The 18,977-nt window shown below is 71.3% G+C and carries 13 protein-coding genes; 5 read left to right on the plus strand and 8 right to left on the minus strand.

What is annotated here, in order from left to right; translation table 11 throughout:
• Nucleotides 1-87 precede the first annotated feature (87 nt).
• The 7 genes from sucD to ACQEVY_RS17390 all read right to left on the minus strand — a co-directional run bounded on the left by sucD (nt 88) and on the right by ACQEVY_RS17390 (nt 11,456).
• A complete protein-coding gene (sucD, locus tag ACQEVY_RS17360; protein ID WP_033329097.1) occupies nt 88-972 on the minus strand; it encodes a succinate--CoA ligase subunit alpha in 885 nt (294 codons plus the stop codon).
• Nucleotides 973-993: 21 nt separating this feature from the next.
• Complete coding sequence (gene sucC, locus ACQEVY_RS17365; RefSeq protein WP_432949435.1) at nt 994-2,172, minus strand: ADP-forming succinate--CoA ligase subunit beta; 1,179 nt, start codon at nt 2,170-2,172, stop codon at nt 994-996.
• A 444-nt stretch (nt 2,173-2,616) separates the two neighbouring features.
• On the minus strand, nt 2,617-4,452 hold the full coding sequence (locus ACQEVY_RS17370; RefSeq protein WP_432949437.1) for a hypothetical protein: 1,836 nt from the start codon (nt 4,450-4,452) through the stop codon (nt 2,617-2,619).
• A 232-nt stretch (nt 4,453-4,684) separates the two neighbouring features.
• Nucleotides 4,685-6,055: a hypothetical protein gene (locus ACQEVY_RS17375; RefSeq protein ID WP_432949439.1), complete on the minus strand. Its 1,371-nt coding sequence runs from the start codon at nt 6,053-6,055 to the stop codon at nt 4,685-4,687.
• Nucleotides 6,056-6,247: 192 nt separating this feature from the next.
• Entirely contained in the window at nt 6,248-7,456 is a 1,209-nt protein-coding gene (locus tag ACQEVY_RS17380; protein ID WP_432949441.1) for a VWA domain-containing protein, read from the minus strand.
• Nucleotides 7,453-10,269: a DUF5682 family protein gene (locus ACQEVY_RS17385; protein WP_432949443.1), complete on the minus strand. Its 2,817-nt coding sequence runs from the start codon at nt 10,267-10,269 to the stop codon at nt 7,453-7,455. The genes ACQEVY_RS17380 and ACQEVY_RS17385 overlap by 4 nt, the downstream gene beginning before the upstream one ends.
• Nucleotides 10,266-11,456, minus strand: coding sequence for an ATP-binding protein (locus ACQEVY_RS17390; protein ID WP_432955268.1), 1,191 nt, complete (start codon nt 11,454-11,456; stop codon nt 10,266-10,268). The genes ACQEVY_RS17385 and ACQEVY_RS17390 overlap by 4 nt, the downstream gene beginning before the upstream one ends.
• Nucleotides 11,457-11,599: 143 nt before the next feature.
• Here ACQEVY_RS17390 and ACQEVY_RS17395 point away from each other — a divergent pair, with 143 nt between their 5' ends.
• Both ACQEVY_RS17395 and ACQEVY_RS17400 read left to right on the plus strand, forming a co-directional pair.
• On the plus strand, nt 11,600-12,961 hold the full coding sequence (locus ACQEVY_RS17395; protein ID WP_432949445.1) for an SWIM zinc finger family protein: 1,362 nt from the start codon (nt 11,600-11,602) through the stop codon (nt 12,959-12,961).
• 109 nt (nt 12,962-13,070) lie between these two features.
• A complete protein-coding gene (locus ACQEVY_RS17400) occupies nt 13,071-14,690 on the plus strand; it encodes a DUF5691 domain-containing protein (protein ID WP_432949447.1) in 1,620 nt (539 codons plus the stop codon).
• Between the two features lie 479 nt (nt 14,691-15,169).
• Here the strand turns inward: ACQEVY_RS17400 and ACQEVY_RS17405 are convergent, their stop codons facing one another.
• The gene (locus ACQEVY_RS17405; RefSeq protein ID WP_432949449.1) at nt 15,170-15,592 is read right to left on the minus strand and encodes a cobalamin B12-binding domain-containing protein; all 423 of its coding nucleotides are present in this window, start codon (nt 15,590-15,592) and stop codon (nt 15,170-15,172) included.
• Nucleotides 15,593-15,952: 360 nt separating this feature from the next.
• On the opposite strand from ACQEVY_RS17405, the gene ACQEVY_RS17410 reads away from it, so the two are divergent.
• From ACQEVY_RS17410 to ACQEVY_RS17420, 3 genes are all read left to right on the plus strand, one after another.
• Entirely contained in the window at nt 15,953-16,090 is a 138-nt protein-coding gene (locus tag ACQEVY_RS17410) for a hypothetical protein (RefSeq protein ID WP_432949451.1), read from the plus strand.
• A 100-nt stretch (nt 16,091-16,190) separates the two neighbouring features.
• Complete coding sequence (locus ACQEVY_RS17415; protein ID WP_432949453.1) at nt 16,191-17,156, plus strand: alpha/beta fold hydrolase; 966 nt, start codon at nt 16,191-16,193, stop codon at nt 17,154-17,156.
• Between the two features lie 230 nt (nt 17,157-17,386).
• Nucleotides 17,387-18,967, plus strand: coding sequence for a M23 family metallopeptidase (locus tag ACQEVY_RS17420; protein ID WP_432949455.1), 1,581 nt, complete (start codon nt 17,387-17,389; stop codon nt 18,965-18,967).
• Nucleotides 18,968-18,977 lie beyond the last annotated feature (10 nt).

Below are 18,977 nucleotides of genomic sequence, written 5' to 3' on the forward strand. Positions count from 1 at the left end.
CCAACAAGGCCCCACCCCGGGAAACGCAAGATGGGCCCGCCCCACCAAGGGGTACGAGCCCACCCAACGTTCAGCTGAAGAACCTGCTCAGCCAGCCAGAATGGCGCGCGCCAGCTTCGCCGTCTCAGTCGGCGTCTTGCCCACCTTCACACCGGCGGCCTCAAGGGCCTCCTTCTTGGCCGCGGCCGTACCCGAGGAACCAGAGACGATGGCGCCGGCGTGGCCCATCGTCTTGCCCTCGGGCGCGGTGAAGCCCGCGACGTAACCGACGACCGGCTTCGACACATTGGCCTTGATGAAGTCAGCCGCACGCTCCTCGGCGTCGCCACCGATCTCACCGATCATGACGATCAGGTCGGTGTCGGGGTCGGCCTCGAACGCGGCGAGCGCGTCGATGTGCGTCGTACCGATGACCGGGTCGCCACCGATGCCGACGGCAGAGGAGAAGCCGATGTCACGGAGCTCGTACATCATCTGGTACGTCAGCGTGCCGGACTTCGAGACCAGGCCGATGCGGCCCGGCTTGGTGATGTCGCCGGGGATGATGCCGGCGTTCGACTGACCGGGAGTGATCAGACCCGGGCAGTTCGGGCCGATGATCCGCGTCTTGTTGCCCTTCTCGACCGCGTAGGCGTAGAACGCGGCGGAGTCGTGGACCGCGATGCCCTCGGTGATCACGACCGCGAGGGGGATCTCGGCGTCGATGGCCTCGACCACGGCGGCCTTGGCGAAGGCCGGCGGTACGAAGAGGACGGATACGTTGGCGCCCGTCTTCTCGATCGCCTCGGCGACCGTGCCGAAGACCGGGATCTCGTTGCCGTCGATGTCGACGGAGGTGCCGGCCTTGCGCGGGTTCACGCCGCCGACGATGTTGGTGCCGTCGGCCAGCATGAGCTTGGTGTGCTTCATGCCCGTGGCACCGGTCATGCCCTGGACGATGACCTTGCTGTCCTTGTCGAGGAAGATAGCCATGGTGGTCTGAGTCCCTCTTCCTTACTTCGCAGCCGCGAGTTCGGCGGCCTTGTCGGCCGCGCCGTCCATGGTGTCCACGCGCTGGACGAGCGGGTGGTTGGCGTCCGACAGGATCTGCCGGCCCAGCTCCGCGTTGTTGCCGTCGAGGCGCACGACCAGCGGCTTGGTGACCTCTTCGCCCTTCTCGGCGAGCAGGGCCAGGGCCTGCACGATGCCGTTGGCGACCTCGTCACAGGCGGTGATGCCACCGAAGACGTTGACGAAGACGGACTTGACGGCCGGGTCGCCCAGGATGATCTCCAGGCCGTTGGCCATGACCTGGGCGGAGGCGCCGCCGCCGATGTCGAGGAAGTTGGCGGGCTTGACGCCGCCGTGGTTCTCACCGGCGTACGCGACCACGTCGAGGGTGCTCATGACGAGACCCGCGCCGTTGCCGATGATGCCGACCTCGCCGTCGAGCTTGACGTAGTTGAGGTTCTTGGCCTTGGCGGCGGCCTCGAGCGGGTCGGCCGCCTCCTTGTCCTCCAGCGCCGCGTGGTCCGGCTGGCGGAAGTCGGCGTTCTCGTCGAGCGAGACCTTGCCGTCGAGGGCGATGACCTTGCCGGAGGCGACCTTGGCGAGCGGGTTGACCTCGACGAGGAGGGCGTCCTCCTTGATGAAGGTCTCCCACAGCGTCACCAGGATGTCGGCGACCTGGTCGGCGACCTCGGCCGGGAACTTCGCCTGGGCGACGATCTCGCGGGCCTTCTCGATCGAGACGCCCTCATTGGCGTCGACCGGCACCTTCGCGAGGGCGTCGGGGTTCTCCTCCGCGACGACCTCGATCTCCACGCCGCCCTGTACGGACGCCATGGCGAGGAAGGTGCGGTTGGTGCGGTCGAGGAGGTACGAGACGTAGTACTCCTCGAGGATCTCGGGAGCCGTCTCGGCGATCATCACCTTGTGGACCGTGTGGCCCTTGATGTCCATGCCGAGGATGTCCGTCGCGCGGGCGACGGCCTCGTCCGGGGAGCCGGCCAGCTTCACGCCGCCGGCCTTCCCTCGGCCGCCGACCTTGACCTGGGCCTTGACGACGGACTTGCCGCCAAGACGCTCGGTCGCCGCGCGCGCCCCCTCAGGCGTGTCGATGACTTCACCGGCCAGCACCGGTACACCGTGCTTGGCGAAGAGGTCCCTCGCCTGGTACTCGAACAGGTCCACGCGCGTCCGTCCCTATCAGGTATCTCGCGGTTCGTTGGTCTGCGTGGGCGTGCCGCGAGGGCAACGTGACTGCGCGGTCACCAAGAGGGCGTGGGCACGGTGGCCAGCACGCGGCATGTCCGTCTGGCAGGTTATCGCCGCTGACCGTGGGGTCGTAAATCGCAGATCACACCTGAGCGGTGATTACGGTCACAGATGCGGGTCCGATGTGGCTCTGATCAGGGCCTCACCAGGCTGGGGTTGGCCTGGTGAGGCCCCTGTAACAGCCCCTGAGGAACGCGCGAACAGCCACTCAGGGGTTGCGGGGCGGACGGTCCCCACCCCATTGGGGACCACCCGCCCCTGTCCGCGGGTTTTCGGTCGGCCGGCCGATGGATTTCGGCTGCCCGGCTGGTTCCCGCGGAGTCGGTCGGGTGCCGTACGGCTGGGCGTACGGCAGTCCGGTCAGATGCCGAACGCGGCGCCGTACGCAGTGCCGTGTGCGGCGCCCGGCAGGTAGCTCGGGGTGACGGACTCGGCGACGCCCTGGGCGCCGGTGGCCGCGTTCTGGACCAGCGGTCCGCCTGCGGTCTCGACGGTTCCGGTCAGGTCCTGCGCGAGGGGCCCGGCCTGTCCGGCGACATCGCCCGCGAACGGGGAGACCTCACAGGCAACGCCGTCCGCGAAGGGCTGCACATCGCCCGTGACGCCGTACGCGAACGTCGTGGCACTGCCGCCGACGCCCTGCACGACGGGCTCCGCGTAACCGACGACGGCGTCCACGACCGGCTGCACTGCCCCGCCAACGCCCTCGGCGAACGGCGGCACCTGCCCGGCGACACCCTGCGCGAACGGGCCGGCCTGGCCCACCACTCCGTACGCGACCGGCGGTACGTCACCAACAACGCCGTCCGCGAAGGGCCGCACCTCGCCGACGACACCGTCCGCGAGCACGCCCGCGTCACCCGCGGCCTGCCCGGCGACGGGCACGACACCGTCCACGGCGGTACGGGCGACCGGCGGGAGCACGGAGGCCGCGGTGTCCTCGGTGACCTGGCCGACGAGGCCGGTCGCGTAGGGGGTGGTGTCGCTGACGACGCCGTTCGCGTACGTGTGTGCGTTGCCGGCGATGCCATGTGCGTACGGGGTGGTGGCCTGGGTGACTCCGCCTGCGTACGTCTGTGCTTCGCCCGCGACACCGTGCGCGTGCGTCTGCGCGTCGGCCGCGACTCCGTAGGCCAGCGCCGTCGTCTCGGCGATGGCCTGGTTGGCTACGGGTACGGCGTCGTTGATGGCCTGGTTGGCGATCGGGGTGACGCCGCTGACGGCCTGGCCTGCGACCGGCGCGACGCCGTGGAAGGCCTCGTTCGCGACGGGCGTGACGCCGTGGACGGCGTCGGCGGCGAAGGGCGGGAGGGTGGAGGCGGCGGTCTCGCTGACGACCGGGGTGGCGGTCTCGTGGATGCCCTGGACCGTGGTGGGGAGGGCGATGACGGTGGCCTGCGCCTGGGCCGGGGCACCGTTCACGGTCTGGCGGGCGGTGTCGGCCGTGGTGCGGACGGGGGCGGTCGTGCGGCCCGCGGACGCGACCGTCCGGTCGGCGGTGGCGACCGTCTGCCGGACCTGGGCCCGGGCGTCGGACGGTACGCCCGCCCCGGTGCGCTCGGTGGCCGCGAGCCTCGTCTGCGCGGCGGCGAGCGCCTGCTCGACCTCCGGGGCGAACGTCGACAGCGGGCCGAAGAGGTAGTCGACCTCGCCCTGCGGGCCAGCGGCGTCGGAAACGGCGTGCGCCGCCTCGGACTTGGCCTCCTGCGCGGCCGCCTTCGCCCGGGCGATCTCGTGGGCGGGCAGAGCGGGCAGTTCGGCTTCGACGTACTGACGGGCCTGGTCGGCCGCCTTCGTCCTGGTCTCTGCGGAGGCGGTCGCCTTCGCCTTTGCGGTGGTACCGGCGACGGCGTCGTGCGCCTTGGCCGTCGTACCGGAGGCGGTGTTCTGCGCCGTGGCGGTCGTGGCGCCGGTGATGTCGGCGATCTTGTCGGTGACGGTGGATGCGTCGGAGGCGGTGGCGGAGGCGTCGGAGACGTCGTGCAGGACGTCGTCGGCCACTTCGCCGACGGGGCTGTCGGCCTCTTGGGCCGCGTTGCCGACCGCGTCGTCCACGTCGTCCACAGACAGGGACGCGTCGGGTACCGAGGCGGTCGACTTGGGCAGTTCGTCAGCGCTGGCGACGGCTGAGCCGAGCGCCCACGCGCCGGTGACTCCGGCGGCGATGACGATGGAACGGCGGATGTTCTTGTGCATGCGTGCTTCAGATCCTTCGGGATACCGAGACTTGATGACTTCGGGAGTGGGGGGCTTCCGGTGTCGGATGCGGCGCCGAGTCCCTTAGCGGTCCGGGGAGTTGAGGACCGGTGGGGTCAGCAGCGGCTCCGGTCCGGATCCCGTTGGCTGTGTCCGGAGATCAGAGGGATGTCCGGACGACGGGCAGACCTGTTCCGCCCCCGCGCGGCAGGTCAACGCGGGAAGGACTGCCCTAGCCGGGGAATACGGGAATGTCCCGGTACCTGTCCCTGGTCTCGGCCGCGGTCACCGCCGCGGCGATACCGGGCACCAGCCTCAGCTGAGCCCGGTTGCTGAACGCGACGGCATGCGCGTCGCCATGCCGCGGCGAACCGTTGTCCGCCGCGGAACCATGCCCGAGCGCACCCTTCGGGGCACCCTCGTGCTCCTGGTGCGCGGGCGGCTGCGCGGCACCCCGCGCACCCTCATCGTTGTCGTGCACACCGGCACCGGGCGCCGCGTGACCGCCGCTGAACTGCGGCCCGTACGCGCCCATGGAACCGTCGCCGGACTTCTCTCCGGTGTCCTGCCCAGCCGACCCGTTCTCGTCCGCGGCCCCACCGGGCACCTGCGGCTGCGAACCCACCGGCAAGGTCTGACCCGGCTGAACGGGTAGCCCCGGCAGGTGCGGGAGTGCGGGCAGTTCAAGCCCGGGAAGTAGGGCCAGGGGCGGCCACCAGGGCGACCCGGGCGCTTGGGGCTTGGCGGTCCCAGCGCCCACGACCTGTTCCACCAGGCCATCTATCGGCCGTACGACGCCAGCGGTGGCCGGGCGTATGACCTTGTCGGTGACGGGCCGAACGACCTGCTCGGCCACCGGGCGTATGGCCTGCTCCGTGACGCGGCGGACGACGCGGTGGACTCCGTCGCTCACGGGGTCGTTCGCCGGGCGGGTCGTCTTGTGGACGGGGGCCAGGGGGTCGACGGTGCGGGGGCGGGCCGGGGTCTCAACGCCGGGCTTCGAGCTGGTGCCGGGGTTGGCACCCAAGCCCCGAGCGGCGCCCTCACTCGGGCCGGCACCCTGGCCCGGAGCGGCGCCCTGGCCGCGGGCGGGGCTGGCACCTTCTGGGCCGGCTTCGGCTTCGGAGGAGCCGCCCGCTTCGGAGGAGCCGTCAGCTCCGTGCGAGCCGTCCGCTTCGGACGACGGATCGCTGAGGCCGACGAGGCCGCTGAGCCCGTCGAGTACATCGCGGGATCGGCTCCCGCCATGTCCGCCGGAGGGTCCGGCCCCGGTGGCTTCAGCCCCGGAACCGTCCGGAGTCGCCGTCCGCTGCTCCGGACCCAGCCGCTCCGCCCCCGCCTGCTTCACGCCCTGCGCAACCGCTCCGACCGAGCCCGTGACCACGCGCTCGGCCGAATCCGTCACCGACCTCACGACGCCGGTCGCCGTCACACTCGAAGTCACGGTGTCCGCACCGTCCGCCGCGTCCGCTCGTTCCCCGCACAGCAACCCGAGCACGAACAACCCGCCCACTAGCAACCCCACTTGCAGGGCACGCCGCCCGGCCGCCGTGCGCGTCATGCGCAGAGCGGCACCGGGCAGTGCGGCTGACAGGGTCGACACGGTCAAAACGGGGAGAGCCTCCCGTGCGGCGGGACGAGGCGGGTACGACGGGTACGAACGGGCGGGGCGGCACACTGCGCACCGTTGAAGTCGCGACGATCCTTGCATGCGAGTCGGGAGGTTACGCAAGCCCCCCGTGCCCGTTGGACATTCATGTCCGGTTTCCTCCAACTAGCCCCGCGCGGCCCCTTTTTACCGTACCGGGCTTCCGGTGTCCGGTATCGGCAGCGGGCGCTTCTCGATCGCCGCCGCCATCACCTCCGGGAACAGGTCGGGCGTGCACGCGAACGCCGGTGCGTCGAGCGCCGCGAGCGCCGCCGCATGCTCCCGGTCGTATGCGGGCGCCCCCTCGTCGGACAGCGCGAGCAGCGTCACGAACTGCACCCCGGACGCCTTCATCGCCGCTACCCGCTTCAACATCTCGTTCCGTATGCCTCCTTCGTAGAGGTCGCTGATGAGCACGACCACGGTGTCGGCGGGGCGGGTGATCTGCGACTGGCAGTACGCGAGCGCCCTGTTGATGTCCGTACCGCCACCGAGCTGGGTGCCGAAGAGGACGTCGACCGGGTCGTCGAGCTGGTCGGTGAGGTCGACGACCGCCGTGTCGAAGACGACGAGCCGGGTGTTGATGGACCGCATCGAGGCCAGTACGGCGCCGAAGACCGAGGCGTAGACGACGGACGCCGCCATCGAACCCGACTGGTCGATGCAGAGGATGACCTCCTTCTTCACGGACTGGGACGCGCGCCCGTAACCGATCAGCCGCTCCGGCACGATCGTGCGGTACTCGGGCAGATAGTGCTTGAGGTTGGCCGAGATCGTGCGGTTCCAGTCGATGTCGTGGTGGCGCGGTCGGCTGATACGGGCACTGCGGTCCAGGGCGCCGGTGAGCGTGGCCCGGGTACGGGTCGCGAGCCGCTTCTCCAGATCCTCGACCACCTTGCGTACGACGGCACGTGCCGTCTCCTTGGTCGTCTCAGGCATCGCCTTGTTCAGCGAAAGCAACGTGCCGACCAGGTGGACATCGGCCTCCACCGCCTCCAGCATCTCCGGCTCCAGCAGCAGCGTGGACAGCCCGAGCCGGTCGATGGCGTCCCGCTGCATGACCTGCACCACGGAGGACGGAAAGTACGTCCGTATGTCCCCCAACCACCGGGCGACCGACGGCGCGGAGGCCCCCAGCCCCGCCGACCGGTCCTTCCCTGTCCGCCCCTTGCCGGCGCCCCCGCCCCCGTACAGCGCCCCCAACGCCCCGTCCATCCCGACGTCCTGCCCGGTCAGCTCACACCCGGTACCGTCCGCCTCCGCCCCGCCCAGCACCAGCCGCCACCGCCGAAGCCGCTCGTCGGAGGCACCGGCCTCGACGGCCGCACCGGCCCGGCCCGTCGCTTCCGTGCTCATCGGCCCACCCCCGCAAGGTCGTTGTCGTTCCGGTCGTTGTTGTGTGCGGTGTCGTCGTGTGCGTCGTTGTCAGGTGCGTCGTCCACGTCCGCGTCCTGCTCGTCCAGGCCAAGGAGCAGGCGCAGCATCGGGAGGACGGCGTCCGCGCGCTCGGTGTCGAGGTCGGGGGCGAAGCCGGGTATGGCGGAACCGGTGGCCGCGGCTCGCTCCCGCGTCCCCGGCCCGCGTCGCACCAACTCGCCGAGCGTGCGCCGCACCCCGGGTTCGTACGCCGAGAAGGTCCGCCGCAGCAGAGGCAGTACGTCCGTGAACGCGTCCCCCGGCACCCCGGTCAGCCACGCGTCGACCAGCCCGAGCAGCCGCTCGTCGTGCACCAGCAGCATCCCGCCCCCGGAGCCTCCACCGACGAACCCCTCAATCCACGCCGCCGCATCTCCCGGCGCAGTCCCCGGCGACAGCACAAGCCCCATCAGCCGCGCGGCCTCCCCCTCCGCCAACTCCCCATCGTCCAGCAGCAGTCGAACGGCCCGCCCCCGAATGACTCCCGGGATCGTGTCGCGAACGGAGAGCGTACGCAGCACGGTGTGCCAGCGGTGGCGTATGCCGGAGCGAGGGCCGGCGTCGGAATCGGGGTGGGCATCGGCGCCGACGTCGATCTTGGTCTCTGGCTCGGCGTCGGCCTCGGCCTCGGCCTCGGCCTCAGTAGCGACCTCAGCGTCTGCCTCGCAGCCAGGCCTCGCGTCGGCTTCCGGACGGGGGCCTGGACCGGTCCCGGTGTCCTCTGCCGGGGAGGCATCCCCAGCCGCTGGGCGCGGCCTCGGGCCGGATGGTTCCGCGCCGACCGCCGCCGCCACTGCTCCCGGACGCGAGTCCGAGTCGGCTCCCGCAGACGTCTCCGTATGGACCTCCCCCAGCAACCCCACCGCCCCATGCACCGCATCGACATGCCGGCGCATCTCCTCCGCGGCGTCCGTGTCGAGGGCCGCGCAGGCCGGAGGAAGACCGACGAAGACGCGCTCGGCGAGGCCCGCGGCGACCTCGGCCAAGGCGTGGGTGCCCGTGCCGCGTACGTCGCCGTAGCGCAGGGACCGGACCAGGGCGGGGAGAGCCTGCGCGAGGTGGCCGACGTCCGCATCGAGGGCCGCACGGTCGGCGAGGATCCGCATCACCACGGGGAGGGCGTCCGGGAGTTCGGCGAGGAGGCAGCGCTCAGCGAGGGTCGTGACATCGACCAGGGCACCGGCCGCGACGGCGTCCGCCTCGGCCTTCGCGGTCGCCGCAGCCAGCACCGTGGTGCCCCACACCCCGGCCTCGGCAACCCGCACCGCCAACTCCGGCTCCCAGCGCAGCCGCCAGGTCTCCCGGAACGTACCCGTACTCCCCCGCGACTCCGCCGGCGTCCCCCACGCGATGCCGAGGAGGCGCAGCCGGTGCAGGAGCCTGCTGCGCTCGGCGTCGTTCTCCTTGCGCAGGTCGAGCTCCAACTCCCGCTCCAGCGCCTCCGGTTTGAGCCGCAACCGCCGCTGGATCCGGGCCAGGTCCCGCTGCAACGGCACCGCGGGCGCCGACTCGGGCACCTCGCCCAGTACGTCGCCGACGACGAGCCGGTCGTGCACGAGCGCGAGCGGAACATCCGAGCCCTCGCACATCACAGCCCGTACGGCATCGGTGGTCTCGGTCAGCCCCGGCAGCGGGCGGCCCCGCATCGCGGCGAGCGTGTCGGCGAGCCGCACCGCCTCGATGACATGCGCCGACGACACGATCCGGTCCTCGTCGCGGAGCAGCCCGGCCACCTTGGTCATCCAGCGCTCGATCGGCCGGTCGGGGGCCCTGAACAGGTGCCCGTACCAGCCGGGCGAGTCGATCCCCGCGCCGTAACCACTCACCCGCGCGAGCCGCCGGTGCGTCCACGGCACCCACGTCATGTCCACCTTCGCCTTGGGCAGGCCCTTGAGCAGTGCCTTGTCAGCGGCGACGGTGGCCTTGTGCCGCAGCGCGGGTACATGCCAGGCCCCGCACACCACGGCCACCTCGTCCCCGAACTCCCGCTGCGCCGCCCGCACTTGGAGCCGCATATACGCCTCCCGTACGAGATCCCGCTCGTGCCCGCCGGTCCCGTACACCTCCCGCAAGGCACCCATGGCCTCCCCCAGCACCTCGAAGGGCCCGAACGCGTCCGAGCCGCGGACCCCTCGGTGCTCGATCACGTCCTCCCACCACCGCTCGGGATCGTCGTACCCGGCGGCCTCGGCGAGTACGGCGAGCGGATCGATCCGGAGGGCCTCCTCGGACGCATCGCTGCCTGGTGTCGCCGACGTATCCGGTGCTGACGTCTCCGGCGCCTCGGGCCCTTCCGGTGCCCCGGACGCGCCTGGCCCGTCCGGCACCGCGGACGCGTCTGACTCGTCCGGTGTCGCGGAGGCGTCGGGCGCCTCCTCCTGCCCCCAAGCCAGCGTGTGCGTGGCGGGGAGGTCGATGAAGCGGGCCGGAACCCCGTTCTCCAACGCCCAGCGGATCGCCACCCACTCCGGGGAGAACTCGGCCAGCGGCCAGAACGCCGACCGTCCCGGCTCGTCCACTACATGCGCGAGGAGCGCGACGGGCGGCCGCATGCCCTCCTCGGCGGCCAGCACGATCAACGCGTCAGCCTCCGGTGGGCCCTCGATCAGTACCGTCCGAGGGCTCGCCGCTTCCAGGGCCGCCCGCACGGCCCGCGCCGAACCGGGCCCGTGGTGCCGCACCCCGAGCAGCAAGGGACCCGTACCGCGCCCGTCACCTTCTGCCCGCGCGGCCTGGGGAAGGGATCCGTTCACGCGCTCACCTCCCGGCAGGCGCGGTAGAAGTCCTTCCAGCCGTCGCGTTCGCGGACGACCGCCTCCAGGTACTCCTGCCAGATGACGCGGTCGGCCGCCGGATCGCGGACGACGGCGCCGAGGATGCCGGCGGCGACGTCACTCGCGCGCAGGACGCCGTCGCCGAAGTGGGCGGACAGGGCGAGCCCGTTGGTGACGACGGAGATGGCCTCCGCGGTCGACAGTGTGCCGCTGGGCGACTTCAGCTTCGTACGGCCGTCGGCGGTGATGCCGTCGCGCAGCTCGCGGAAGACGGTGACGACGCGGCGGATCTCGTCGATGCCGTCGGGCGCGGTCGGCAGATCGAGGGAGCGGCCGATCTGGTCGACCCGTCGCGAGACGATGTCGACCTCGGCGTCGGCGCTCTCCGGCAGCGGCAGCACCACCGTGTTGAAGCGGCGGCGCAGGGCGCTGGACAGGTCATTGACGCCGCGGTCGCGGTCGTTGGCGGTCGCGATCAGGTTGAAGCCGCGTACGGCCTGCACCTCCGAACCCAACTCCGGTATCGGCAATGTCTTTTCCGACAGGATCGTGATGAGCGAGTCCTGTACGTCGGCGGGGATACGGGTCAGCTCCTCGACGCGCGCCGTCATCCCCTCCGCCATGGCGCGCATGACGGGGCTCGGCACCAGCGCGTCGCGGCTCGGGCCGTTGGCGAGCAACTGCGCATAGTTCCAGCCGTATCGGATCGCCTCCTCCGGCGTGCCGGACGTGCCCTGCACGAGCAGCGTCGAGTCGCCGCTGACGGCCGCAGCCAGGTGCTCGGACACCCATGTCTTCGCCGTGCCGGGCACGCCGAGCAGGAGCAGTGCCCGGTCGGTGGCGAGTGTGGTGACGGCGACCTCAACGATGCGGCGTGGGCCCACGTACTTCGGTGTGATCACCGTGCCGTCCGGCAGGGTGCCGCCGAGCAGATACATCGCGACGGCCCAGGGCGACATCCGCCAGCGGGTCGGGCGCGGGCGGTCGTCCTGCGCGGCCAGCGCGGCGAGTTCGGCGGCGAACGCGTCCTCGGCATGCGGCCGCAGCGCCTCGCCGTTCCCTCCTGTGGGCGCCTGCGCGGACGTACGCACGCCGGCGCTCGTGTTCGCGGGCGCGGACTGGTCGCGGCTCGGGTCGACGGACGTCGGTTCGACGGAAACAGGCATGGCTAGGTCCCCCTCCAGCTCGGCCGGGTCGGCCGCTTCGGATCTGGTGTCCACCTTGCACCACACCACTGACAACGCGCTCTGACCTGCGCAAATGCCCTGGCGAGGGCCGATTGTCAGTGGTGGGATCTACCTTCGATGTCATGACTCAGCAGGGGGTGCGCTGGACTGCGGATCAGGTGCTGGCACTGGCACCTGACTCCGCATCACGCAAAGCGGGAAGCAAACTCGGCGCGGCAGGACCGTGGTCGGAGGCGGGCAGTTCTGACGAGGGGACGGTATGGGGACTGTGCAGGGGCAGCGGAAGCAAGCCGTATCAGACGGTCATCGACCTCACGGATTCCACGGGGCCCGCGTACAAGTGCAGTTGTCCGAGCCGCAAGTTCCCGTGCAAGCACGCGCTGGGACTGCTGCTGCTCTGGGCGGGCGAGAGCGGGACGGACAGCTCGGTGCCGCGCGGGCAGGCGCCGGACTGGGCCGAGCAGTGGATAAAGGGGAGAAGGCAGCGCGCGGAGGAGAAGCGGACGACGAGCGGGCCGTCCGGCGCTCCGGCGGGTGATCCCGAGGCGGCGCGACGCCGGGCGGAGCGGCGTGCCGAGCGGATCACGGCGGGCGCGACGGAGCTGGAGCAGCGGCTGACGGATCTGCTGCGCGGCGGCCTGGCCGCGGCGGAGCAGGCGGGGTACGGGCTGTGGGAGGAGACAGCGGCCCGGATGGTCGACGCGCAGGCACCGGGACTGGCCGCGCGTGTACGGGAGTTGGGGGCCATTCCGTCCTCAGGTCCGGGCTGGCCGGTCCGGCTGCTGGAGGAGTGCGCCCTGCTTCACCTGCTCGACCAGGGCTGGCTGCGCCGCGAGAGACTGCCGGAGGGACTGGCGGCGACGGTCCGTTCCCGAATCGGGCTGTCCGGCTCGGCGGACGGGCCACCCGAGCGCGACCACTGGCTGGTCCTCGCCCAGTACGACACGGCGGACAGCCGCCTCACGACCCGCCGCATCTGGTTGCACGGAGCGCAGTCGGGACGCACGGTCCTGCTCCTGTCCTACGGAGCTGCCGGGCGCGCCCCCGAACTGGCACTGCCCGTCGGGCTGGCCCTAGACGCGGAGGTGTCGGCGTACCCGGGCGCGGGGCAGCTGCGGGTGTCCCTGGGCGAGCAGTTCACGCCGCCTGCTCCCGTGACGCTCCGCCCGCCGGGGGTGAGCGTGGCGCAGGCGGCGGCCCGGTACGGCGAGGCGCTCCGGGACGACCCATGGCTGGACTCGCACCCGGTGACGCTGGCCCGCGTCATACCGACACCAGATGCCGACTCCTGGCAACTGGCGGACGCCGAAAGCGACCTGGCGCTCCCCCTCACCCCGGCCGCCCAGTCCCGCTCCGGCCTGTGGCGGCTGGTCGCCCTGTCGGGCGGGGCCCCGGTCACGGTCTTCGGGGAATGCGGCCACCGCGGCTTCACACCGCTCACGGCATGGCCTGAGGGACCGGGAGAGGCGGTGCCGCTGTGCTGACGCCACGGCCAGGTCTCGCCCCGCCGACCAGCTCACCCGACCCCCTCGGCTGTCGCCGTCCTGCGCGGCCGGGCACCCCTCCCTCTACTCCATGCGGAAAGGGACGCACATGAACAGCCCTCTCACTCCCACGGACGCATCCACCGGGAACTCCTGGGAGGAGCTCGTGACCGTGGCGCTGCTCGGAACCGAGCGGCGTACGTTGCCGGGGATCGCGCCCGGACGAGAGGCGCCCGGAGCCCTGCTTGACGCGGCGGCTATACAGACGGTTCGGCGGCGGGCCGGACTGCGCCCGGGGCGGGCGACGGCGCGGCCGGAGCCAGCGGCACAGGACCCGCGCCCGGCGCTCCCCCGCCCCGCCGCGCGCAGGCTGGCGATGCTGCTCGCCGACCGGCCCGGCACGGGAGGCGGCGGCCGCAGAGGAACGGCGCCCGACCTCATGGAGCTGCTACCGCAGTGGCTCGCCCTGGCGAACGAGCGCGGGTTCGCGGCACCCCCGGAGTTGCTGCCCGCGCTCCTGGACGCGGCCAGGGGGCGTACGGATCTGCGGCCGGCGGCCCTGACTTTCGCGGGTCCGCGTGCGCTGTGGCTGGCACGGCTGAACCCTGACTGGAGGTTCGCGCTGCGTGCGACACCGGGCGGCGGTGCAGCGCTGCCCGGGGCCGAAGAACCGGAACGGGCAAAGCAGTTGTGGCAAGAGGGCCTGTTCGCCGAGCGGGTGGCACTTCTTGCGGCGATACGGGCACGGGACGCGGCAGCCGCGCGCGAACTGCTCGCCACGACCTGGGCGACGGAGCGGGCCGAGGACCGGCTGATGTTCCTCGACTCGCTGCGCACGGGGCTGTGCGCGGCGGACGAGCCGTTCCTGGAACAGGCGTTGGCCGACCGGAGCCGCAATGTGCGGGCCACGGCAGCGGAGTTGCTGTCCGCGCTGCCGGGTTCAGCGCTCGCCGGGCGGATGGCGGACCGCGCCGGCTCGTGCGTGGCCGTCGACCATACGGGCGGCGAGCCCACGATCGTGGTCGAGGCGCCACATGAGTGCGATGCGGGCATGGAGCGCGACGGGGTGGTGGCCAAGGCGCCGACCGGACGGGGTGAACGGTCCTGGTGGCTCGGCCAGTTGGTCGAGGCAGCCCCGCTCGCCACGTGGTCCGAGCGACTCGGCGGGCGTACGCCGGAAGAGATCGTGGCCTTGCCCGTGGCGGACGACTGGCAGGGCGAACTACATGCCGCGTGGTGCCGGGCGGCGGTGCGGCAACGCGATCCGTCCTGGTCCAGGGCGCTGTTGGGGCCACCTTCCGCGCCGGAGGCCGGAGGGCCGGGGGCGGTGTCGCTGGCCGAGCGGGCCAAGCTGCTCAGCACGTTGGGCTCCGCCGAGCGGGCGGAGTGGGTGGCGGGGTTCATAGCGGTGCACGGGTTGTCCGAGGCGTTTCAGTTGCTCGGCGTCTGCGCGACCCCCTGGGCGGGGGGCCTGGGCAGGGCCGTCGTGGACGCGCTCAACATCGCGCGGGACGCGGGGAGTTATCCGTGGAGTTTCAGCGGCGTCATGGGGCTCGCCGAGCGGTGCCTTGACCCTTCGGAAGCGGACCGTCTCGATGCGCTGACGGCTGTGCCTGACGAGCCGGAGAACGCGTCGCCCGGTGCCGGGGGCTACTGGGCGGAGTCGTTCCAACGCCTGGTAGGCACGTTGCGCTTGCGCGCGGCCATGCGAGCTGAGCTCCGCGGTTGAGAAGGGGGCGCCTACCGGGTGGGGGTGGGTTCAGTTCGTTGGCGACTGAGGGTCCGTCGTGGCTGGTCGCGCCAGCCCCGCGGGGTGCCTCCGGCGGTTGGGCGGGTTGGGTTCGTTGTCGACTGACGGTTCGTTGTGGCTGGTCGCGCAGTTCCCCGCGCCCCTAGGTGGTCGGTGGTGCGGGGCCGCGGTCCGCTGCGTCAGCCCGTCGCCAACAGGGCATACGACCCCTTGCTGACACAGGGCGCAGCTGCGCCCAGACCGAAGCTAAGCGACGGACATACGACGCACCGGCCCACGTCCCCTCCCACCGGCGGAAAGCTGCGGGTAGTAGGGGGTGCGGGCTTTTCGGGGCCCTTGCTCTTCGGGGGTGCGGGCAGTCGCAGGCCTTTCAGGGGCGCGGGGAACTGCGCGACCAGCCACAACGCACCCGCAGTCGCCCTCGCAACCGAACCCACCCTCCCGGTAGGCGCCCCTGCTCAACCGCCGGAGGCAGCCGGCTGTCGAACGTTGGCTCGGACCCAGTCCACGATCGACGCCGTCGTCGCCCCCGGCGTGAAGATCTCGGCGACACCCTTCTCCTTGAGGGGCGGAATGTCCGCCTCAGGAATGATTCCGCCGCCAAACACCTTGATGTCCGACGCCTCGCGCTCCTTGAGGAGTTCGATGACGGCGGCGAAAAGCGTGTTGTGGGCGCCGGAAAGAATGGAGAGCCCGATCGCGTCCGCGTCCTCCTGGATCGCGGTGTCGACGATCTGCTCCGGCGTCTGGTGGAGGCCGGTGTAAATGACCTCCATGCCCGCGTCACGCAGGGCCCGCGCGATCACCTTGGCCCCACGATCGTGACCGTCGAGCCCTGGCTTGGCCACCACCACGCGGATCGGGCCGGCTGCCACACCCATCACTGTTGCCTCCATGTGCCGACTTCCGCCCCGCCGAGAAACGATCTCCAGCGAACCGGACTACAGAAATCCGTATCTAGCAAAAACCTAAATCGACCTGTTACCGTCCCGCACCGGCTTGTATCGACTGATAACACCTCAAGACGCTGACGGCGACTCGTCGCAACCGCTTTATGTGAGCGACATGTCACCTCACGTCAGGTGTACCCAGCGGCACAGCCGCCCCGCACCGCGCCGGCCGGGGAAGTGAACGAACGTTATCGCCACCATCCCGCAACCGGCAGTTTCGCGGTGTAGACCGAGGGGGAAATCACACGATGGGACAAGTTCGCCGCGCACCGATCCCGCACCCTGGGGCACATGGGCCACAGCCGGGCCGGGCGCAAGGGGAGCCGCCACGAGGTCGCCGCACCTCCGCGCCGCCAGCCCGGCGGCCGGATGGTGCGGCGTATCGGCGATCGCACGACGACGGGAGGATCCGTCGTTCCGCGGGCGTGATGCTCGCCACGTGCGCACCGCCGTTCTCCTCGTCGGCGGCTTTCCATGAGGGCACACGGGGGACAGAGCCGTCCTTTCGTGTGCCGACGGGAGGTCGGCCATGAAGGTCACCAGGGCAGTACTGCCCTTTTATCCGCTTTTGCCGCTCTGTCAAAGGCTGTTGCCCAACAGACTGGCCGGACTCTCGCTGACTCTCTTGAAGGCCACGGCCCTTGAGGTCGCGATCCTCGCGGGGCATCTGATCCTCTACCCCACGGGCATCGTCCAGGAGCGCCGCCCGGGCGCCGCCTCGCCCTCCCCGGCTCCCAACCTTCCCTCCGCCGCGCTTCCGAGGCCCCGCCGCGCCCCCGACGACCTCGATTCCGGGACCGCGGCCGACACCGACCGTGACGCCGAGGCCCACCGCCTGCCCACCCGGCCCAAGCCCCCGGTCGTCCTCCTCCACGGATTCATAGACAACCGCTCGGTGTTCGTGCTGCTGCGCCGCTCCCTGGCCCAGCACGGCAGGCAGCAGATCGAGTCGCTCAACTACTCGCCCCTCACCTGCGACATCCGTACCGCCGCCGAGCTGCTCGGCCGGCACATCGAGGAGATCTGCGAGCGCACCGGTCAGCAGGAGGTGGACATCGTCGGCCACAGCCTCGGCGGACTGATCGCGCGTTACTACGTACAGCGGCTGGGCGGCGATGCCCGGGTACGGACGCTTGTGACCTTGGGCACACCGCACTCGGGCACGAGCGTGGCACCGCTGATGAACGCGCATCCGATCGTGCGGCAGATGCGGCCCGGCTCCGACGTGCTCGAGGAGCTGTGCGAGCCCGCACTGGGCTGCCGGACGCAGTTTGTGAGCTTCTGGAGCGATCTCGACCAGTTGATGGACCCGTTGGAGACGGCCTGCGTCGAGCACCCCGATCTGCTCGCACAGAACGTGCGGGTGAGTGGCATAGGTCACCTCGCCCTGCCCGTGCACCCGGCGGTCGCAGCCGGCATACGGCAGGCGCTCGATATGGACGAGACCGCGGGGACCGCTGCCGCCGCCCGCACCGGCGGACTGACCGTGGCGTAAAGCACAACGCGCCCCGAGGCCCCGGCCGAGCCCCCGGGGAACACCCGCATGCCCTCGAACGTTCATCGAACGAAAGGCCAAAGTCGCGCCCACAGTCCGCCGAAAGGCGGCCGAATGCCCGTTTCCCCAGCGGGTGATGACGGCCGAAGATTGTCGCGCCCGCCTACCCCCGGGTACAGTCACCGCACTGCTCTGCCAGCGCCCCTGTTGTCGAGGCGAAAGAGAAGTTGGTGAACGACCGTCACCCGTCGGGGACCGTGCCGCCCCCGGCCGCGGCTCCCGAAGCCGCCTCGACGCACTTTGCGTCGTTTGGCGAGCATGGGGTCCAGCACGGCGACTTCACCACGTACGACGCCTACGCCGCCACCGGTTTTGACGCGGCACCCACCGGCATCTACGACACCTATGGCACACCGGGCGCCTGCGCGGCGCCGCCCTTCGAGGCCACGACGAGTTTCGAGACCGATCCCCTCTTCGGCGATCTGCCGGGCAGCGGCGGCACGGGTTCGTACACGTTCACCGGCAGCCATCAGACGCTGAACTACGACGCGTACGCGGCCCAGCACCACGCCGCGTACGACACCGGCGGCCATGACGCGACCGGCCTGTGGACGGACACCTCCGTTCAGCAGCCGCTCATCGGGATCCCGGCGCAGTCCACAGGCCCCGACATCAGCGGTCAGTGGGACGCGAACGCCTGGCTGCAGGCCGAACCGCTCGACCAGGCCCAGCAGTGGAACACGCAGACCTTCGACTCGGGTGCGTACGACGCCACGGCTTGGAACTCCGACGGGGGCGAGCAGCACGAGTCGTACGACCAACGCGCGCCGCACGAGTCGTACGACCAGCAGGCCACAGCGATTTTCGAGCAGGTCACATACGACCAACAGGCCGCCATAGGGGACGAATTCGCCCCCTCCGACGACCACCTGGACTCGGACACCGGCGCCGGTATCAGCACCGGCAGCCACGACGAACTCCCTCTCCTCGACGGCCCCGAAGCGCCCGCCCCGGACGCCACCGCCGTCCTCCCGGCCCCCCGCCCGGGCTCCCGCACCGCGGCCCGTGCCGCATCCCGCTCCCGCCGCCGTACCCCACCCAAGCGTTCCGCCCTGCTGACGGTCGCCGTGCCGTCCGCGTGTGTGATGGGCGTGGCCGGGATCGCGGCGGCGTCCGTGGGCAGTGGGGGCGGGAACGAGAGCAACGAGACGACGGCCGCGACCGGCACGACGGCTGTGCAGCCGGCGACCGCCAACAACAAGCTGGACACCCAGCTCGAGAGCCTGACCGCGGACGCGGACGACTTCGCCGACCGGGCGAGCCGTACGCAGGAGCGGATCGATCTCAAGGCCCAGCAGGAGGCCGAGAAGAAGCGGGCGGCGGCGGAGGCGGCGCGCAAGGAGCGGTTGCGTCCGAAGTTCGCGGTGCCGGTCGAGCAGAAGGGGCTCAGCGCCTACTACGGCCAGGCCGGCATCAACTGGATGTCCGTGCACACGGGCATCGACTTCCCCGTCTCGTACGGCACGACGGTGATGGCCGCGACGGACGGCGTCGTCCGTACGGAGTGGAACAGCGCGTACGGAAACATGGCGATCGTGACCGCGAAGGACGGTACGGAGACGTGGTACTGCCACCTCTCCACCTACAAGGTCGCTTCCGGGACCGAGGTGAAGGCCGGCGACCCGATCGCGTACTCCGGCAACTCCGGCAACTCGACGGGCCCGCACCTCCACTTCGAGGTACGCCCTGGCGGCGGCGACGCGATCGACCCCCTGCCGTGGCTCCGCAGCCACGGCCTCAACCCGACGTGACGGCGTAAAA

Origin of the sequence: Streptomyces sp. CA-288835 (assembly GCF_050936385.1) — a bacterium.
Taxonomy (GTDB): domain Bacteria; phylum Actinomycetota; class Actinomycetes; order Streptomycetales; family Streptomycetaceae; genus Streptomyces.